This window comes from Streptomyces flavochromogenes (genome assembly GCF_000717595.1).
Classification (GTDB): domain Bacteria; phylum Actinomycetota; class Actinomycetes; order Streptomycetales; family Streptomycetaceae; genus Streptomyces; species Streptomyces flavochromogenes.
On record NZ_JNZO01000007.1, the window covers coordinates 135,868 to 150,041 of the forward strand.

Annotated in this window: 15 protein-coding genes; 4 read left to right on the plus strand and 11 right to left on the minus strand. The window is 72.1% G+C overall.

What is annotated here, in order from left to right:
• Nucleotides 1-71 precede the first annotated feature (71 nt).
• A complete protein-coding gene (locus IF00_RS0110540) occupies nucleotides 72-761 on the minus strand; it encodes a lysophospholipid acyltransferase family protein (protein ID WP_030316704.1) in 690 nt (229 codons plus the stop codon).
• Nucleotides 762-840: 79 nt separating this feature from the next.
• Between IF00_RS0110540 and IF00_RS0110545 the strand changes: the two genes are divergently transcribed.
• Nucleotides 841-1,887, plus strand: a complete 1,047-nt coding sequence (locus IF00_RS0110545; RefSeq protein ID WP_030316706.1) for a DUF3048 domain-containing protein — start codon at nucleotides 841-843, stop codon at nucleotides 1,885-1,887.
• A 26-nt stretch (nucleotides 1,888-1,913) separates the two neighbouring features.
• Here the strand turns inward: IF00_RS0110545 and IF00_RS0110550 are convergent, their stop codons facing one another.
• The 5 genes from IF00_RS0110550 to IF00_RS0110570 all read right to left on the minus strand — a co-directional run bounded on the left by IF00_RS0110550 (nucleotide 1,914) and on the right by IF00_RS0110570 (nucleotide 6,588).
• Nucleotides 1,914-2,126, minus strand: coding sequence for a hypothetical protein (locus IF00_RS0110550; protein WP_030316708.1), 213 nt, complete (start codon nucleotides 2,124-2,126; stop codon nucleotides 1,914-1,916).
• A 185-nt stretch (nucleotides 2,127-2,311) separates the two neighbouring features.
• Complete coding sequence (locus IF00_RS0110555) at nucleotides 2,312-3,259, minus strand: cytochrome c oxidase assembly protein (RefSeq protein WP_030316709.1); 948 nt, start codon at nucleotides 3,257-3,259, stop codon at nucleotides 2,312-2,314.
• A gap of 115 nt (nucleotides 3,260-3,374) precedes the next feature.
• Nucleotides 3,375-4,400 carry a 6-phosphofructokinase gene (locus IF00_RS0110560; RefSeq protein ID WP_030316712.1) on the minus strand — a complete coding sequence of 342 codons (1,026 nt, stop codon included), beginning with the start codon at nucleotides 4,398-4,400 and terminating at the stop codon, nucleotides 3,375-3,377.
• Nucleotides 4,401-4,592: 192 nt separating this feature from the next.
• On the minus strand, nucleotides 4,593-5,321 hold the full coding sequence (locus IF00_RS0110565) for a type 1 glutamine amidotransferase (RefSeq protein WP_030316713.1): 729 nt from the start codon (nucleotides 5,319-5,321) through the stop codon (nucleotides 4,593-4,595).
• A 19-nt stretch (nucleotides 5,322-5,340) separates the two neighbouring features.
• Nucleotides 5,341-6,588, minus strand: coding sequence for a Mur ligase family protein (locus IF00_RS0110570; RefSeq protein WP_030316715.1), 1,248 nt, complete (start codon nucleotides 6,586-6,588; stop codon nucleotides 5,341-5,343).
• A gap of 126 nt (nucleotides 6,589-6,714) precedes the next feature.
• On the opposite strand from IF00_RS0110570, the gene def reads away from it, so the two are divergent.
• Nucleotides 6,715-7,275 carry a peptide deformylase gene (def, locus tag IF00_RS0110575; RefSeq protein WP_030316717.1) on the plus strand — a complete coding sequence of 187 codons (561 nt, stop codon included), beginning with the start codon at nucleotides 6,715-6,717 and terminating at the stop codon, nucleotides 7,273-7,275.
• 145 nt (nucleotides 7,276-7,420) lie between these two features.
• Here the strand turns inward: def and IF00_RS0110580 are convergent, their stop codons facing one another.
• Nucleotides 7,421-8,068 (minus strand): TetR/AcrR family transcriptional regulator, encoded by a 648-nt coding sequence (locus IF00_RS0110580; RefSeq protein ID WP_030316718.1) that lies wholly within the window; start codon nucleotides 8,066-8,068, stop codon nucleotides 7,421-7,423.
• Between the two features lie 162 nt (nucleotides 8,069-8,230).
• On the opposite strand from IF00_RS0110580, the gene IF00_RS0110585 reads away from it, so the two are divergent.
• Nucleotides 8,231-9,448 (plus strand): acyl-CoA dehydrogenase family protein, encoded by a 1,218-nt coding sequence (locus IF00_RS0110585; RefSeq protein ID WP_030316719.1) that lies wholly within the window; start codon nucleotides 8,231-8,233, stop codon nucleotides 9,446-9,448.
• A gap of 194 nt (nucleotides 9,449-9,642) precedes the next feature.
• Here the strand turns inward: IF00_RS0110585 and IF00_RS0110590 are convergent, their stop codons facing one another.
• The 3 genes from IF00_RS0110590 to IF00_RS0110600 all read right to left on the minus strand — a co-directional run bounded on the left by IF00_RS0110590 (nucleotide 9,643) and on the right by IF00_RS0110600 (nucleotide 11,187).
• Nucleotides 9,643-9,822 carry a hypothetical protein gene (locus tag IF00_RS0110590; RefSeq protein WP_030316720.1) on the minus strand — a complete coding sequence of 60 codons (180 nt, stop codon included), beginning with the start codon at nucleotides 9,820-9,822 and terminating at the stop codon, nucleotides 9,643-9,645.
• 151 nt (nucleotides 9,823-9,973) lie between these two features.
• On the minus strand, nucleotides 9,974-10,618 hold the full coding sequence (locus IF00_RS0110595; RefSeq protein ID WP_051820065.1) for a DNA alkylation repair protein: 645 nt from the start codon (nucleotides 10,616-10,618) through the stop codon (nucleotides 9,974-9,976).
• A 101-nt stretch (nucleotides 10,619-10,719) separates the two neighbouring features.
• Complete coding sequence (locus tag IF00_RS0110600) at nucleotides 10,720-11,187, minus strand: VOC family protein (RefSeq protein WP_030316722.1); 468 nt, start codon at nucleotides 11,185-11,187, stop codon at nucleotides 10,720-10,722.
• A 142-nt stretch (nucleotides 11,188-11,329) separates the two neighbouring features.
• On the opposite strand from IF00_RS0110600, the gene IF00_RS0110605 reads away from it, so the two are divergent.
• Nucleotides 11,330-12,703, plus strand: coding sequence for a cytochrome P450 (locus IF00_RS0110605; protein ID WP_030316723.1), 1,374 nt, complete (start codon nucleotides 11,330-11,332; stop codon nucleotides 12,701-12,703).
• A 48-nt stretch (nucleotides 12,704-12,751) separates the two neighbouring features.
• On the opposite strand, the gene IF00_RS0110610 is transcribed toward IF00_RS0110605, so the two are convergent.
• On the minus strand, nucleotides 12,752-13,960 hold the full coding sequence (locus tag IF00_RS0110610; protein ID WP_030316724.1) for a PucR-like N-terminal domain-containing protein: 1,209 nt from the start codon (nucleotides 13,958-13,960) through the stop codon (nucleotides 12,752-12,754).
• Nucleotides 13,961-14,174: the final 214 nt, after the last annotated feature.

A 14,174-nucleotide genomic window follows, 5' to 3' on the forward strand; every position in this document is an offset into this window, starting at 1 on the left:
TGCGGCCCAGGGCATTGCGCCGTGCGCGGATCCGCTCACAGCGTCCCCGGCGGGGGAACTCCGGCCGGGGCTCAGCCGTCGGCCTGCGCCTCCGCCTCCTTCACCACCGCCGCGTAGTCGTCCACGTACTCCTGCCCGGACAGCCGGAGGATCTCGTACATGATCTCGTCGGTCACCGCGCGGACCACCGCCTTCTCGCCCGCCGACCCGGCGAACCGGGAGAAGTCCAGCGGCGCCCCGAACCGGATGGTGACCCGGCGGATCCTCGGCACGACCTTCCCCGGCGGCTGGATCTCGAAGGTCCCCACCATCGCGCAGGGAACCACCGGCACCCCGGCCGTCAGCGCCATCACCGCCACCCCCACCTTGCCCTTGTAGAGCCGCCCGTCGTGCGAGCGCGTGCCCTCCGGGTAGATGCCGAGCAGCTCACCCTTGTCGAGCACCCCGAGGCCCTCCCGGATCGCCGCCTTGCCGGCCTCCTTGCCCGAGCGGTCGACCGGGATCTGCCCGGCCGCCCGGAAGAAGGCGGCCGTGAGCCGGCCCTTGATCCCCGGCCCCGTGAAGTACTCCTGCTTCGCCAGGAAGGTGATCCGCCGGTCGAGCACGACCGGCATCAGGAAGTGGTCCGAGAAGGAGAGGTGGTTGCCCGCGACGATCGCCGCCCCCTCCTCCGGGATGTGCTCGAGACCCTCGATACGCGGCCGGAAGAGCAGCTTCAGGAGCGGTCCCAGCAGTACGTACTTCATCAGGTGGTAGAACACCCGCGACCCCCGTTCGTCGTCCGTCAAGCCCGTTGTATCCGTGCGCGGCCCCGTGGTCCACTGGTGGGGGAGCGTCACCATGACGGGCGAGCGCGCAGCCAGGCGCCCCGGCCGCGTCCTCACCGCGCTGCTGTGCGCGGTGACGGCGGCCGGGCTGTACGGCTGCTCCGACTCGGGCCCGCCGGAGCCGGCCCCCACGCCGACGCCCGCGCCCGCCACGCCGACGCCCGCCACCACGACACCCGCGCCCGCCACGACGGCACCCGCGCCGAGCGGCCTCTCGCCCTTCACCGGGCTGCCGGCACGGTCCGGCCCCGTCCTCGCCGTCAAGATCGACAACGTGGTCGCGGCCCGCCCCCACACCGGGCTCGGCGCCGCCGACCTCGTCTACGTCGAACAGGTCGAGGGCGGTGCCACCCGGCTCCTCGCCGTGTACTCCTCCCGCCTCCCCGAGCTGGTCGGGCCCGTCCGCAGCGCCCGCGAGTCCGACATAGAGCTGCTCGGCGCCTTCGGCCGGCCCGTCCTCGCCTACTCCGGGGCGCAGTCCGCCCTGAACCCGCTGCTGAGTGCCGCGCCGCTCCACCCCGTCACCGAGACCACCGGCCCCGGCGCCTTCCGGCGCTCCCCGGACCGGGCCGCCCCGCACAACCTCTACCTGCGCCCCGAGCGGGCCGTCGCCGCCGTCCGGGAGCCCGAGAACGCCCGGGACATCGGCTTCCGCTTCGGTCCCGCCCCGAAGGGCGGAACCCCGGTCGCCTCCGAGACCGTCCGCTACCCGGCGGCGCGCTACGCCTTCACCTGGTCCGCCTCCGACCGGACCTGGCGGGTGGCGATGGACGGCCGCGCGGCACGCGCCACGGACACGGGAGCCCTCGCCCCGTCGACCGTGGTCGTCCAGCGCGTCGCCGTCCGTTCCTCCGCCTTCCACGACGTCACCGGCGCGGTCTCCCCGTACACCGAGACCGTCGGGAGCGGCACCGCGCTCGTCCTGCGCGACGGGCGCGCGTTCGAGGCCCGCTGGTCCCGTACGTCGGCGACGTCGGGAACCACCTTCACGACCCCGGGCGGCGAGCGGCTCGCCTTCGCACCGGGACAGGTCTGGGTGGTCCTCGCACCGCGGAACTGAGTGCGCGGCGGACCGGTCCGGCCGGCTCAGGGATTCGCCGGGCCCGGGCCCGCCGGCGGTCGGCGGCGCGGGCCGGCCGGGGGCGCGCCGTCCGACGCGGCCAGGCCGATCGTCGCCACCGCGAGCACCACGGAGCCGAACCAGAGCCAGCCGCTGCTGCCGAGCGCCACCGTGTACGCCGTCGTGAGCACCACCGCGGCGCAGGTCAGCACCGCCATCGTCTTCGTGCCACCGGACATCAGTCCGCCCTCCTCCCGACCGAGGTCGTGGAAGCCGTCCAGCCCATCGTGACCCCCCGAGAGGGGCGCGCGCTACTCCCCGGACGCTCCGGCGTGCGCCGGAAAAGGAACCGGGCCCGGCGCCGGACCCCGGAGGAGGTCCCGCGCCGGGCCCGAAGAAGGGACCGCTCACCGCACGCCGAGCGTCACCGGCGGGTCTGGAGCGAGGCGAGGTACGCGTTGTACGCCTCCAGCTCCTTGTCCCCGTCCCGGTCGGCGGCCCGGTCCTTGCGGACCGCCTGCCGCTGCTCGGAGTGGTACCACTGGTAGACCAGCGCGATCAGCACAAGCACCGACGGGATCTCGCTGAACGCCCAGGCGATGCCGCCCGCCGCGTTCTGGTCGGTGAGCGCGTCGATCCCCAGCGAGGCCGGCGGATTCTCGTACGCCTTGACCATCGGCTCCGAGGCCATCATCAGCGCGATGCCGAAGAAGGCGTGGAACGGCATGCCCGCGAACAGCTCCAGCATGCGCATCACATAACCCGGACGGTGCGGGCCCGGGTCGACGCCCATGATCGGCCAGAAGAAGACCACGCCCACCATCAGGAAGTGGACCATCATCCCGATGTGGCCCGGCTTGGAGCCCATCAGGAAGTCGAAGAGCGGCGTGAAGTAGAGCGCGTAGAGGCTCGCGATGAACATCGGGATCGTGAAGCCGGGGTGCGTGATCACCTTCATGTACCGGCTGTGCAGCAGCTTCAGGAGCAGCTCGCGCGGCCCCGTCGAGCCCCTGCCCGCTACCGGCAGCGCCCGCAGGGCCAGCGTCACCGGCGCGCCGAGCAGCAGCAGGATCGGCGAGAGCATGGAGATCACCATGTGCTGCACCATGTGCACGCTGAACATGACCATGCCGTAGTCGTTGAGCCTCGTGCACATGACGAGCGCGATGGTCAGCACGCCGACCGTGAAGAACACCGTCCGGCTCACCGGCCACGCGTCCCCGCGCCGGCGCAGCCGCGTCACGCCCCAGCCGTACAGACCGAGCGCCGCGAGGCAGCCGATCAGGAAGAAGAGGTCGGGAGAGAACTCCAGGCCCCGTCCCAGCGTGAACGGCGGCAGATCCGTGGTCATGCCGTGCCCGCTGTGATCCATCGTGTGCACTCCTGGAGCCCGATTCGCGCTTGTTGTCCGCACCAGACTAGAACCGCCCCCGGCCGCGACTGCGACCGGGGGCGGTGTCGTGCGAGCGCGTCCGCGCCGGTGTGCGTCAGATCACGCACTCGGCCTCGGCGTAGCGGTCGGCGGGCACCGTCTTGAGGCTCTCCACCGCCTGGGCCAGCGGGACCATCGTGATGTCCGTGCCGCGCAGGGCCGTCAGCATGCCGAACTCGCCGCGGTGCGCGGCCTCGACCGCGTGCCAGCCGAAGCGGGTCGCGAGGACGCGGTCGTACGCGGTGGGGGTGCCGCCGCGCTGGACGTGCCCCAGGATCACCGGACGGGCCTCCTTGCCGAGGCGCCGCTCCAGCTCCACGGAGAGCTGGTTGGCGATCCCGGTGAAGCGCTCGTGGCCGTAGATGTCGGTGCCGGCGGTCTTGAAGTCCATCGAGCCCTCACGCGGCTTCGCGCCCTCGGCGACGACCACGATCGCGAACCGCTTGCCGGCCTCGAAGCGCTCGCCGACCCGGGCGGTCAGCTCGTCGATGTCGAAGGGCCGCTCGGGAACGACGACGGCGTGCGCGCCGGCGGCCATGCCGGAGTGCAGCGCTATCCAGCCGGTGTGACGGCCCATGACCTCGACGACGAGGACGCGCTGGTGCGACTCGGCGGTGGTCTTCAGCCGGTCGAGGGCCTCGGTGGCGACCGTCACGGCCGTGTCGAAGCCGAAGGTGACGTCGGTGGAGGCGATGTCGTTGTCGATCGTCTTCGGGACGCCGACGATCGGGAGACCCGCCTCGGAGAGCAGGTTCGCCGCCTTGAGGGTGCCCTCGCCGCCGATCGGGATGATCGCGTCGAGCCCCAGGTCGGCCACATGGCCGCGGGCCCGCTCGACGCCGTCGACCAGGTGCGCGGGCTGGACCCGCGAGGAGCCGAGGATGGTGCCGCCGCGGGCCAGGATGCCGCCCACCGCCTCGAGATCGAGCTTGCGGTAGTCGCACTCCAGGAGGCCCTTCCACCCGTCGTGGAAGCCGATGACCTCGTCGCCGTGGTCGACGACGGCGCGGTGCACGACGGAACGGATGACAGCGTTCAGACCGGGGCAGTCTCCGCCGGAGGTGAGCACGCCAATGCGCATAGCCCAAAAACCTTTGCAACGTGGGCCGACTCCCGGACCACGTCGTCCGGCTGGATCCCCGCCACCCTATCGCCGCAGGGTGGCGGGGCCGAACCGGATGTCCGCACAGTGGACAACGTACGTTCGTACGAGGGGTCGACAACGGCGCGCGTGTTGCCCCCCCGGACCCGTCCGGGACGGGCCGTGCGACCGCTACGCGGGCTGCGTGGCGGCCGCGATGCGCTCGGCGCGCAGTGCCTCGTACCAGCGGTCGTCCGTCGGCGGCAGCGCGTTCACGTCGAGGGCCAGCTTCAGGAGCAGGTCCGCGATCTGCGGGTTGCGGGCCATGACGGGGCCGTGCATGTACGTACCGAAGACGGTGTCGTTGTACGCGCCCTCGGTGCCGTCGCCGGTCCCGTTGCCGTTGCCGAACACCGTCCGCGCGAACGGCCGGGCCGTCGGGCCGAGATGGGTGATGCCCTGGTGGTTCTCGAAGCCCGTCAGCTGGGGCAGGCCGAGCCGCGGGTCGATGTCCCCGAGGACGTCGCCGACGCAGCGGGCGCCCTCGCCGCGGGTCGTGGTGACGTCGAGCAGGCCGAGGCCCGGCTGCCGCTCGCCGACGTCGTTGATGAACTCGTGCCCCAGGATCTGGTAGCCGGCGCAGACCGAGAAGATGATCGCGCCGTTGGAGGCGGCCCGGGACAGGCCGCCGTCACGGAGCAGCCGCTCGGCCGCGAGCCGCTGCGGACGGTCCTCGCCGCCGCCGATCAGATAGATGTCGCCCGAGGTCGGCACCGGCTGGTCGCTGCGGACGTCGACGCGCTCGACGCTGAGTCCGCGCTGTTCGGCACGGCGCTGGACGACGAGGACGTTGCCCTGGTCGCCGTAGGTGCTGAGCAGGTCCGGGTAGACCCAGACCAGGCGCAGGCTGCTGTCACTCATGCTGCAAGTCCTCTACGGGTCAGTTGCCGACGCGGCGGCGGACGTCCTGGAAGGCGGTGTAGTTGGCGATCAGCTCGATCTGTCCGGGCGGGGCCATCGCGACGGCCTCGTCCAGCGTCTCGCAGACGCGGAAGTCCACACCCGCGACCTCCAGGCGGACGGCGAGGTCCAGGCGGCGGTCGCCGATCACCATGATCGGGTGTCCGGCGAGCCGGCCGTAGTCCACGTCCCACAGCCAGGAGGTGTCCGTGCCGTCGGCGCCGCGCGCGTTGACGGAGAGGATCACCGGGGCGGGCGGTCCGTCGATGAGGGAAAACGTTTCGAGCCAGCCCGCCGGGTTCTTCGCGAGCAGCAGTCGCAGCTCACGGCCCTGGAAGGACACCACGTCGTAGCGTCCGGCGACGGCCTGCACCTGGTACATGCGCTCCAGGGCCACCTGCGGCGGCACTCCGAAGACGGCGGCGACGGCGGCCGAGGTCGCGGCGTTCGCCTTGTTGGCGCGGCCGGGCAGCTGGAGCCGGATCGGCCAGGCCGAACCGTGCGGGTCGAGCACGTGGTCGCCGCTGAGCGCCCAGCTCGGCGCGGGACGGCGGAAGCCGCACTCGCCGCAGAACCAGTCGTCGCCCGGACGCTGCATCACACCGCCGCAGGCGGGGCACGACCAGGCGTCGTCCTTCCACTCCTGGCCGGCGGCGACCCACACCACGTTCGGCGAGGAGGAGGCGGCCCACACGATGAGCGGGTCGTCGGCGTTCGCGACGACGACGGCCTTCGTGCCGTTGAGACCCTCGCGCCACTTCTCGGCGAGCATCCGGGTCTCGGCGGCGCGGTCGAGCTGGTCTCGGGAGAGGTTGAGCAGCGCGATCACCTTGGGCGTGGTGTCGCGGGCGACGCCGGCCAGGTACTTCTCGTCGACCTCGATGACGCCGTACTTGGAGTCCGAGCCACCGGCGAGCGCCGAGGTGATGCCGGCGGGCATGTTGGCGCCGAGGGCGTTCGAGACGACGGGGCCGGCGGCGCGCAGGGCCTCCGCGATCAGCCGGGTCGTCGTCGTCTTGCCGTTGGTCGCCGACACCAGGACGACGTCCAGATGCTGCGCGAGCCGGCCGAGGAGATCGGGGTCGAGCTTCAGCGCCACCTTGCCGCCGATCACCGATCCGCTGCCGCGTCCCGCCGCACGCGACACCGCGGCCGCGGCCCTGCCCGCCGTCACGGCCAGCTTGGCGCGCGGCGACAGCGGCTCTGGATTACCGGGGTGTCCTGACATCGTTCTTGTTCCTCCTTGCGTCGGTCCGGGCTCAGCCTATCGAGATCCGGCCAGCAGCCCGAACAGCGGCACCACCATGCGGCCGCGCGAAACAGCCAGGTCACGGCGGACCGTACCCTTACCGCCATGCGAAACCGCCCCATCCCCGGCAGTTCCGGCCAGGTCCGAGCGATGACTCTGCTCGGCGACCCCGTGCTGCACACGCCCTGCGCGCCCGTCACCGACTTCGGGCCCGAACTCGCCCGGCTCGTCGAGGACATGTTCGCCACGATGTACGCGGCGAACGGCGTCGGTCTGGCGGCGAACCAGGTGGGCGTGGGCCTGCGGGTGTTTGTGTACGACTGCCCCGACGACGAGGAGACCCGCCACCTGGGACATGTCGTGAACCCGCGCCTGGTGGAGGCGGACGGCGACATGTTCCGGGGGCCCGAGGGCTGCCTCTCGCTGCCTGGGCTGGAGGCCCCGACGCCCCGTTACGACCGTGCGGTGGTCGAGGGCGTACGGCTGGACGGGACGCCGGTACGGGTGGAGGGCACGGGTTTCTTCGCCCGCTGCCTCCAGCACGAGGCCGACCATCTGGACGGCGGGGTCTATGCGGACCACGTCACGGGGTGGCGCAAGTCACGTCTGGTCCGCGCGATCCGCAAGCAGCCGTGGGGGAGCGGGGCCGGGGTGCTGGAGGGCTGACGACGGCCGGGGCCCGGGGGCTCTCGGGGCCCGGAGGCCTTGCGGGGGTCCCCGGGCCGGAGGGCCCGAGGGTGCCGCGCTGGAGGTTCGGGGTGCCGGACCTGCGGGCCCGGGGGTGCCGGGGCCCGGCGGCCCCGGCGATGCGCTAGAAGCCCGGTCCGCCAGGGAGGTCCGGTGCCTGTGCGAGGCGGCCCCACAGGAGGTCGGCCAGGCTGCGGACGAGGTCGGCGCGCGAGCAGGGGCGCTCGCCGAGCCACCAGTCGCCGGCCGCGTGCATCATGCCGACGATGCCGTGTCCCCAGATCCGGGCCTGGGCATCGGCGCCGGGGCCGAGGTCGACGCGCTCGGCGATGACCTGGCCGAGTTCCTCGCCCATCCGCCGGAGCAGCGGCGCGGAGTGCCGGCCGACGTCGAAACCCTGCTCGGTCTGGTGCGACTCCTCCGCCGGGTGCATGAGGAAGCGGTAGACCTGGGGCAGCGCCTCGATCGAGGCCAGGTAGGTGTCGAGGGTGGATTCGACGCGGCGGCGGCGGTCGGACGGCGCGTCGAGCGCGGCCCGCAGGGCGGCGAGGAGGGCGTCCGTGTGCCGGATGGCGAGGGCGCGGTAGAGGCCGCCCTTGTCGCCGAAGTGGCGGTAGAGGATCGGCTTGGTGATGCCCGCCTCCGCCGCGATCGCGTTCATGGACGCCTTGGGGCCGTCCCGGAGCACCACCCGGTCCGCCGCCTCCAGCAGTTCGCGTCGCCGTTGTTCGGCGGGCGTCTGCTGGTCGGTGGTCCGGTGTGCGATGTCCATAAGCGTGTCTCCCCGCCCGTGCGATTCGTGAGGCTGTCGCAACGTAACACCCGTCCGGTGTCCGCTGCCGGTCGGGCCGAATCGCTCCTTCGCAGGTTGACAGCCCATACCAGCCGGTAACAGACTGGTGTTACCGCAAGTAACGTACTGCTGGGAGGGAATATGGGCGAGTTCACGCTCGAACTCAACGATGACCAGAAGCAGGTCCGCGACTGGCTCCACGGCTTCGCCGCCGATGTGATGCGCCCCGCGGCCGCCGAATGGGACGAGCGTGAGGAGACTCCCTGGCCGATCATCCAGGAAGCGGCCAAGATCGGCATCTACTCGCTCGATTTCTATGCCCAGCAGTTCTTCGACCCGACCGGTCTCGGCATCCCCATGGCGATGGAGGAGCTCTTCTGGGGCGACGCCGGCATCGCGCTCTCCATCGTCGGCACGGGCCTCGCCGCCGTCGGCGTCCTCGCCAACGGCACCGAGGAGCAGATCGGCACCTGGGTTCCGCAGATGTACGGCGACGCGAACGACGTCAAGGTCGCCGCGTTCTGCTCGTCCGAGCCCGACGCGGGCTCGGACGTCGCCTCGATGCGCACCCGCGCGGTGTACGACGAGGCCACCGACGAATGGGTGCTCAACGGCACCAAGACCTGGGCGACCAACGGCGGCATCGCCAACGTCCACGTCGTCGTCGCGGTCGTCGACCCCGAGCTCGGCTCGAAGGGCCACGCCTCCTTCATCGTGCCGCCGAACACCCCCGGTCTCTCCCAGGGCCAGAAGTTCCAGAAGCACGGCATCCGCGCCTCCCACACCGCCGAGGTCGTCCTGGAGGACGTCCGCGTCCCCGGCCACTGCCTGCTCGGCGGCAAGGAGAAGCTGGACGAGCGCCTGGCCCGGGCCCGCGAGAAGGCCAGGGCCGGTGGCGGCGAGCGTGTGAAGAACGCCGCCATGGCCACGTTCGAGGCCTCCCGCCCCGCGGTCGGCGCCATGGCCGTCGGCACGGCCCGTGCCGCGTACGAGGTCGCCCTCGACTACGCCAAGACCCGCGTCCAGTTCGGCCGCCCGATCATCGAGAACCAGGGCGTCGCCTTCCAGCTCGCCGACATGGCCACCCAGATCGACGCGGCCCGCCTCCTGGTCTGGCGCGCCTCCTGGATGGCGACGGCCGGCAAGCCCTTCACGGCGGCCGAGGGCTCCATGTCCAAGCTGTACGCGAGCGAGGTCGCCAAGAAGGTCACCGCCCAGGCCATCCAGATCCTCGGCGGCAACGGCTACACCCGCGAGTACCCGGTGGAGCGCATGCACCGCGACGCGGCCATCTACACGATCTTCGAAGGCACCAGCGAGATCCAGCGCATGGTGATCAGCCGGGCCCTCGCGAAGTAGGCGAGTGCGCGGCCGGACCTCCCGGCGGGACGCGCACGGAAGAGTCCAGGAGGAGAGGGGCCCGCACCGTGGAGGTACGGGCCTTCCCCACCCCGGAGGCGATTCACCCCCGGCAAGGACCTCCCGAAGCAGGCCGGTCCCGAGAGGCCGACGACGCTCGGGGGCCCGCGGCCCGGCCGCGACGAGGCGGATCCTTAAGCCGCGAGCCCCTGCTCCGCCTGCGTCGCCTCGGCCCATGCCGCCACGAGCACCTGATAGATCCGCTGCTCGTCGGCGGTCAGGGAGCGCTGCTGCTCGCCGGCGCGCACCCAGAGGGTGCGGATGGCGTCGTTGAGGGCTTCAGGACTCGGGGGCTCTCTGTGGTGATCGGACATGCGTCCAAGGCTAGGGCCCGGGTCTGACAAAGCAGGCAGGATTCGGACGTGCGTTCCGCCACGCCGTCGGAGCGGAGGGCCGCATTCCCGCCGGAGCGCATCCAGGGGCCGCGATTGCCGCCGGATGCGCTCCAGGGCCGACAGGACCCCGCTACGCCCCCTCTCGGCGGCGCACCATCTCGGTGATCCAGGCGGGCGCGAACGGAGACGTGCAGCCCGGGGGTGTCGGGTAGTCCTTGAGCACCTCCAGGCGCTCACCGATGCCCAGCGCCCGGGCGCGCTGCTCGGGGTGCTCGATCCCGATCTGGGCCAGGCAGTGGTTCATCGCCCACTGCAGACGGTCCGGGGCGTCCTTCATCTCCGCCTCGACGACGTCGAGTAGCCCGTCGAGGTCGAGCCCGTCGGGCTTCTTCGCGACCCGCTCGGTGGTCAGGGCCCAGCCGGCGCTCGCGACCACCGGATCCGGGTCGGCGGTCCATGCCACGCGCAGCTCCTCGGCGTGGGGGCTCTTCTTCACCACGTAGTTCACGAGCCAGTCGTGCACCTTGGGCGTGCGCGCCCCGCGGAGCATGGCGTCCAGCTCGTCCCGCCCGAAGGCCTTCGGGCGGCAGATCAGCAGCGCCAGCAGTCGCGCCGCGCCGTCGCCCGTCTCCCAGAGCCGCTCCGCGAGGTCCTGCTGCGTCTTGAGCCGCTTCGCGAGCGCGCGCAGCTTGCCGAGGTTCACACCGTGGTCGTCACCGTGTCTCTCGTTCACCGCGCGCGCCTTCGGGTCCTCCAGCGCGGCCAGCTCGGCCATCACCTCGGCCACCGTCGTCTCGGCCACCTCGGTCTCCTGTTCCTCGTCATCCGCGCGAGGCGGTCTGCCACGGACCTCGTCCCGCCCTGCCGGGCTGGACGTCAGACGAGACAGAACTCGTTGCCCTCGGGGTCCTGGAGGACCACCGCGTAGTAGTCCATGCCGTTCGGCTCGTCCATCGTGTACAGGATCGTCGCGCCGATGGCCGTGAGCCGCGTCACCTCGCCGTCCACCCGCTCGCGGCGCACGGCGAGCGGCACCCCGCGGCCGCCGCCGACCTTCAGGTCCAGGTGGACGCGGTTCTTGACCGTCTTCGGCTCCGGGACGTGCTGGAACCAGACCCGGGGGCCCACGCCCGCGGGATCCACGATGGACTCCGGGAGCTCTCCGGCGCCCTCGCCCAGCTCGTCCTCGGGGACACCGATCGCCTCCCAGTACGCCCGCCAGGTGGCGTGGCCCTCGGGCGGCGGATCGGGGACGTACCGCAGAGCCTCCAGCCAGAACGGCACCAGGCGCTGCGGGTCCGCGCAGTCGATGGTCAGTTGCAGGGTCATCTCGGGTCGCTCCATGCGGCGAGCCTCTCAGACACCACTGACAGTCGCCCGGATCGAGCCAACAGGCCAGATTCGGTCCACCGTTCGAGGATCCCTACCCGTGAGTCACCTCCTGCGGGACAATCACCCGTCAGGCGACGATCGAGGGGAACCGTTCATGGCCATCACCACCGGTGCCGAAGCGCCCGAACTCGCGGGGCTTCCGCTGCTCGGCTCCCTGTTCGACCTCAAGAACGACTCCCTGGGCACCTTCCTCCGCGCCCGCCGCGACCACGGCGACGTCGTACGGATCACCGCCGGCCCGCCCGGGATCCGCGCCACCGTCTACGGCGTCTTCTCCGCCGAGGGCGCCCAGCAGGTCCTCGCCGGGGAATCGGCCAACTTCCGCAAGGACAACGCCTTCTACCAGGAGGTCCGCGAGTCCTTCGGCAACGGGCTGCTCACCAGCCAGGACGAGGACTACCTCCGCCAGCGCCGGCTCGTCCAGCCCCTCTTCACCCGCCGCCGGGTCGACGGCTACGCCGCCGCCATCGCCGCCGAGGTCGCCACCCTCGCCGAGGAGTGGCGGGAGGCCGACGCCGCGTCCGTCGACGTCCTGCAGGACATGGCACGCCTCGCCCTGCGCGCTGTCGCCCGCATCCTCTTCGGCACGGACGTCGACGCGGCCGTCGAGATCGTCGAGAACAGCTTCCCCGACGTCGGCGCCTACGTCCTGCGCCGCGGCTACTCCCCGCTCAACGTCCCCCGCGACTGGCCCACCCCCGGCAACCGTCGCGCGGCCGCCGTCCACCGGGCGCTGTACGAGGTCTGCGACCGCATCATCGCCGAGCGCCGCGGCTCCGGCCGTGCCCCCGGCGACGGCCAGGACCTGCTGACCCTCCTCGTCGAGGCCGAGAGCGCCGAGGACGGCAGCTTCGACGCGACCGAGCTGCGCGAGCAGGTCCTCGTCTTCCTGCTCGCCGGCCACGAGACCACCGCCACCTCCCTCGGCTTCGCCCTCCACCTCCTCGCCCTGCACCCGGAGGAGCGGAAGCGGGCCCACGAGGAGGTCGACCGGGTCCTCGCCGGCCGCGTCCCCGGCGCAGGGGACCTCGACGCCCTGCCGTACGTCACCCAGGTCCTCAAGGAGGCCATGCGGCTCTTCCCGGCCGCCCCGGTCATCGGGCGCCGCGCCGTCGCCGCCACCCGGATCGGCGGCGTCGCCATCCCGGCCGGAGCGGACGTCATCGTCGCGCCCTGGGTCACCCACCGCCACCCGGACTACTGGGAGGACGCGGAGCGCTTCGACCCCGACCGCTTCACACCCGAGGCGGAGGCCGCCCGCCCCCGCTACGCCTGGTTCCCCTTCGGCGGCGGCCCGCGCGCCTGCATCGGCCAGCACTTCTCGATGCTGGAGTCCGTGATCGCGCTGGCGATGATCCTCCAGCGGTACGACTTCGAGGCCGTGGACACGGTGGTGCCCGTGGCGCCCGCGATCACCCTGCAGGCGGCGGGCCCGGCCCGCTGCCGCCTCACGCCCAGGACGGCGTAGACGGGCGTCGTCGCGGTCGCGCCCCGACGACGCGGACGCCGCCCCCGCTCAGTCCCTCCGCTTCCCGCCGAGGTGGAGCGCGCGCAGGGCCGCTTCGAGGGCGAAGCGATGGTCGGGGTCGAGGAGCCGGTCGCCGAAGTGGCTGTCCAGGTTCCGCAGCCGGTAGCGGACCGTCTGGGCGTGCACGCCGAGCATCTCACCGACCTGCTCGGCGGGCGCCCGGGTGGAGATGTGGACCCGCAGGGTCTCGATCAGCCGGTCGCGCCGGGTGCCGGACAGCTCGTCGAGCGGGGCGAGTTCGCGCTGGGCGAGCTGGGCCACCAGGGCCGGGTCGGACAGCAGCCACAACGTTGTCAGATGGTCCTCGCAGTGCACGAGGGGAGCGTCGGCGACGATGCCGTCGTCGATGAGGTGGAGGACGCGCCGGGCCCAGCGGATGGAATGGGCGGCCTGCGCCGGCGGCACGGTCAGACCGACGACGGCGGAGGTGCCGGCCAGGGCGGAGCCGAGCATCGTGAGACGGTCGGCGGTCAGCGGGCCGGGGATGAGCAGATACGGCTGGGGAAGGCTGAGGTCGGCGAGGACGTCCCGGTCGAGCCCCGCCTGGACGAGTTCGGCGAGCGGCGGGCGGAGGGCGACCAGGGTGCACTCGGCGGGGAGCTGCCAGGAGGCGTCCCGGCACAGCTCGGCGATCGTCGCCCGGGGCAGCGGTGGCCCGGCGACGACCAGGTGGAGTAACTGTCTTCGCAGCGCGGCCACATCGGACACCGCACGGGTCTGGACCATGACGTAGCCCTCGCGGGACAGCGCCTCCAGCTCGTCGACGTAGGCGAAGAGGGCGTCGGCGAAGGCGAGGATCAGGGTGGGGGAGAGGTTGTACGTCCGTCCGATGATCTTGGCCCGGCGCAGTGCGACGCGCGCGCCCAGGCGGTAGGCGCCCAGTAACGTGTCGAGGTCGCGCCCCTCGTAGGCCTCCACCCGGCCGAACTTGCGCAGCAGTTCGTCCCTGAGGGCCGAGTTCGTCCCGGGGTCGGCGACCCGCTCCACGAAGGCGGCGAGTGCCTGCTCCACGCCCTGGCGGATCGCGTCCGAGTGCGGCCCGTTGAAGAGATGGGCGTACACGGGGTAGGTCCGCTGGACCTCCATGCCGATCTCCTTGATGAGGCCGGGGATCTCCGGCCTCATCAGGGCGGCGAACTCCCTGGGGAGCGGTTCGAGCGGTTCACCGATGTCCGGCGACTGGGCGATTGCGGGCATGAACCGATCCCTTGCTCTCCTACGCGACCGGTGGGGGAGCGACGGTGCGGAGCCCAGCATGGCGTGATGGGCGCCGCCGTGGTCGTCAGGTGCGTACCTACGTGGACTGCTGAAGCTAAGTCAACTGCTGTGTGCTGTACACACGTTGAGCAAGAGTTGGCGTGCCGGAGGGGTACGCGCTTACCTAGTAGGCCGGGAATCGACCCTGGGTGGC